The 3,830-nt window shown below is 71.6% G+C and carries 1 protein-coding gene; it reads right to left on the reverse strand.

Annotated elements, in window-relative coordinates; translation table 11 throughout:
* On the reverse strand, positions 1-3,824 hold a 3,824-nt coding region (locus tag ACIBCT_RS40460), incomplete at its 3' end, for an acyltransferase domain-containing protein (protein ID WP_399197361.1).
* Positions 3,825-3,830 lie beyond the last annotated feature (6 nt).

The raw sequence follows: 3,830 nt of genomic DNA on the forward strand, positions 1-3,830 counted from the left end.
ACCCGACCAACCCCCCACACCCCCACCACATGACGCGCCACCAAACCCCCCAACACCCCCGTACCACCAGTGATCAACACCGCACCATCCGGGTCGATCGGCCGTGGCAGGGTCAGCACGACCTTGCCGACGTGGCGTGCCTGGCTGACGAAGCGGAAGGCCTCCTGCGCCTGCCGTACGTCCCAGGTGGTGATCGGCGGGAGCCGTAGCGCCCCGGCCTCGAAGAGGGCGAGCACGGAGGCGAGCATCCGCCCGACCAGTTCCGGTTCGGCGCGCATCAGGTCGAACGGCCGGTAACCGGCCGCGACGCCGTCGGGGTCGCGCAGGTCGGTCTTGCCCATCTCCATGAAACGGCCGCCGGGCGAGAGCAGCCGCAGGGAGGCGTCCACGAACTCCCCGGCGAGGGAGTTCAGCACGACGTCGACGCCCCTGCCGCCCGTGGACCGCAGGAACCGCGGCTCGAACTCGAGCGTGCGCGACGAGGCGATGTGCGCGTCGTCCAGTCCCAGCTCGCGCAGGGGGGCCTGCTTGGCGGGGCTCGCGGTCGCGAAGACCTCCGCACCCAGATGCCGGGCGAGCTGCACGGCGGCGGTACCCACCCCACCGGTGGCGGCGTGCACGAGGACGGTCTCGTCCCGCCGGAGACCCGCGAGCTCCACCAGCCCGTAGTAGGCGGTCAGGTAGGCGATCGGAACCGACGCCGCCTGCTCGAACGACCAGCCCTCCGGGATCCGGGCCACCACCCGGTGGTCGGCGACCGCGCTCGGGCCGAAGGCTCCGCCGAACAGACCGAAGACGCGGTCCCCCGGTGCCAATCCGGTCACGCCGGGGCCGACCTCGGTGACGACCCCCGCGCCTTCACCGCCCAGCGGCACGTCGTCCGGGTACATCCCCAGCGCGAGCAGCACGTCGCGGAAGTTGAGCCCGGCGGCACGTACCCGGATGCGGACCTGTCCCTCCGCGAGCGCCTCGTCCTCGTACGCGGTGAGCGTCAGGTCGTCGATGGTCCCTCGGGGAGAGACGGTCAGCCGCCAGGTCTCTTCACCGGCCGGGGGAAGAAGTCCCGGATTCTGGGCCACGGTGGCGAGGCGGGGCACGTAGATCTCGCCCGCGCGGATGGCGAGCTGCGGCTCACCGGTCGCCACGGCCCGTGCCAGCGCCGCGCGACCGTCGACGTCGACGTTGATGTCGACGTCGGTGTCGACCAGCACGATCTGGTCCGGATGCTCCGCCTGGGCGCTGCGGATGAGTCCCCACACGGCGGCGGCAGCGGGATCGGCGGCCGTGACGGCGTCACCGGCCGTGACGGCTCGCCTCGTGACGATGACGAGCCGATCGGGGCCGCCGTCCTCCAGCCATTCCTTGACGGCGTCGAGGGCCTGCCCGAGCAGGACGCGGGTCGCCGCGAGGGGGTCGTCACCGGGCTCGGTCCCGATCACGACCGGCTCCCCGTCCCAGGTGGCGTCGTCGCCCGCGGGGATCCGCCGCCAGTCGAGCCGGTAGAGGGAATCGTGCCCGGCCGCGGCGGGTCCGGACGCCGAGAACGCGGTGGTGTCGACGGGGCGCATGACCAGCGCGTCCACCGAGGCGACCTGGGCTCCCGTCCCGTCGGCCACGTCGAGCGACACCGTGTTCTCTCCGGCGGGCGACAGGCGTACGCGCAGCGCGGAGGCCCCGGAGGCGTACAGACGCACTCCCTCCCAGGAGAACGGCAGGGCCACCTGGGTGTCGGTACCGTCGTGCGCCGCCGCAAGGGCGTGCAGTGCGGCGTCGAGGAGCGCGGGATGCAGCCCGTAGCGACCGGCGTCGGTCTCGCTGCCCTCCGCCAGGGCCACCTCGGCGTAGACGTCGTCCCCGTTCCGCCAGGCCGCTCGCAACCCCCGGAAGGCCGGACCGTAGTCGAGCCCCTTCTCGGCCAGGGCTTCGTAGCAGCCCGTCAGGTCCACCGGCCGCGCACCCTCCGGCGGCCACACGACGAGATCGTTCCCCGGTACGGCGGGCCCGGCCGTCGCGAGCACCCCGCCGGCGTGGCGCGTCCAGTCGTCCTCTCCGGTGGGAGAACTGTGCACGCTCACCGGACGGCGCCCCTCCTCGTCCGAGGCACCGACGAGGATCTGCACCTGCACCCCGGTGGAAGAGGTGAGCGCGAGCGGGGCGTGCAGGGTGAGTTCCTCGATGCGATCACAACCGACGTGGTCACCGGCGCGTACGGCGAGCTCGACGAAGGCGGTACCGGGGAGCAGTGTCGTACCGGCGACGGTGTGGTCGGTGAGCCAGGGCTGGACCTGGGTCGACAGGCGACCGGTGAGCACCAGGCCGTCCCCCTCGGCCAGCGACACCACCGCACCCAGCAGCGGATGCCCCGCCGACGACAACCCCGCACCCGACAGGTCCGTCTGACCTGTCGGTTCCAGCCAGTACCGCTGCCGATCGAAGGCGTACGTCGGCACGTCCACCGGACGTGCCCCCTCACCACCTGCGGTCTGGAAGTAGGCCGCCCAGTCGACCTGCGTCCCGGCCACGAACGCACCGGCGACGGCGGTGAGCACGGTCTCGGGTTCGGCTCTGCCGTTACGGATCGTCGGGAGGAAGGAGGTGTCGGCCAGGGTGTCCTGGCCCATGGCCGACAGCACCCCGTCGGGGCCCAGCTCGACGAACCTGCCGATGCCGTGGGAGGCCGCATGCGTCAAAGCGTCGGCGAAGCGCACCGTGCCCCGTACCTGGTCGGCCCAGTAGTCGGCCGAGAACTCCGTCACCGGCTCGCCGGTCAGGTTGGAGATGACCGGGATCGAGGGGGCCTGGAAGGTCAGCCCTTCGGCGATGCGGTGGAACTCTCGCAGCATCGGCTCCATGCGGGCCGAGTGGAAGGCGTGACTGACGCGCAGGCGGCGGCTTTTGCGTCCCTGGGAGGTGAGCGTGTGCGCCAGGGCGACGACGGGTTCCTCGTCACCGGAGACGACCACGGCCTGAGGGCCGTTGACGGCGGCGATCGAGACGCCGTCGGTGAGAAGCTCCGACACCTCCTGCTCGGTGGCCTGAAGGGCGATCATCGCCCCACCGGCAGGGAGTTCCTGCATCAACCGACCCCGTGCCGCCACCAGCGCGCACGCATCCTCCAGCGACATCACCCCGGCCACATGAGCCGCCGCCAGCTCTCCTACGGAGTGGCCCACCAGGATGTCGGGCCGCACACCCCACGACTCCAGCAACCGGAACAAGGCCACCTCGAGCGCGAACAGTCCAGCCTGAGCGAACACCGTCCGATCGAGCACCCCGTCCTCGGAGGAGAAGACCACCTCCCGCACCGAAGGAACGTGCAGGTGCCCATCCAGCAGGGACGTCACCTCGTCGAAAGCACGGGCGAACACCGGGAAGGACCCGTACAACTCCCGGCCCATCCCCACCCGCTGCGAACCCTGACCGGTGAACAGGAACCCCAGCCCGCCCGGGCTCACCTGTCCTGACACGACCTGCCCGCCCAGCAGCACCGCGCGGTGCTCGAACAGCGAACGACCCGTGGCCAGTGACCACCCCACGTCCACCGGATCGACATTCACCAGGCCGGAGAACCGGTCCACCAACCCGTCCAGCGCCCTGGCCGAACGTGCCGACACCACCCACGGCACCACCGGCACGTCCCCACGCTCGGCCGGTGTCTCGGTCGTCGGTTCGTGCTCGAGGATGACGTGGGCGTTGGTGCCGCTGATCCCGAACGACGACACCGCAGCCCGCCTGGGCCGACCCTCATCCGGCCACTCCCGAGCCCGGGTCAGCAGTTCCACCGCTCCGGCCGACCAGTCCACGTGCGGCGACGGCTCGTCCACATGCAA

The organism is Streptosporangium sp. NPDC050855 (assembly GCF_044456585.1).
Taxonomy (GTDB): Bacteria; Actinomycetota; Actinomycetes; order Streptosporangiales; family Streptosporangiaceae; genus Streptosporangium; species Streptosporangium longisporum.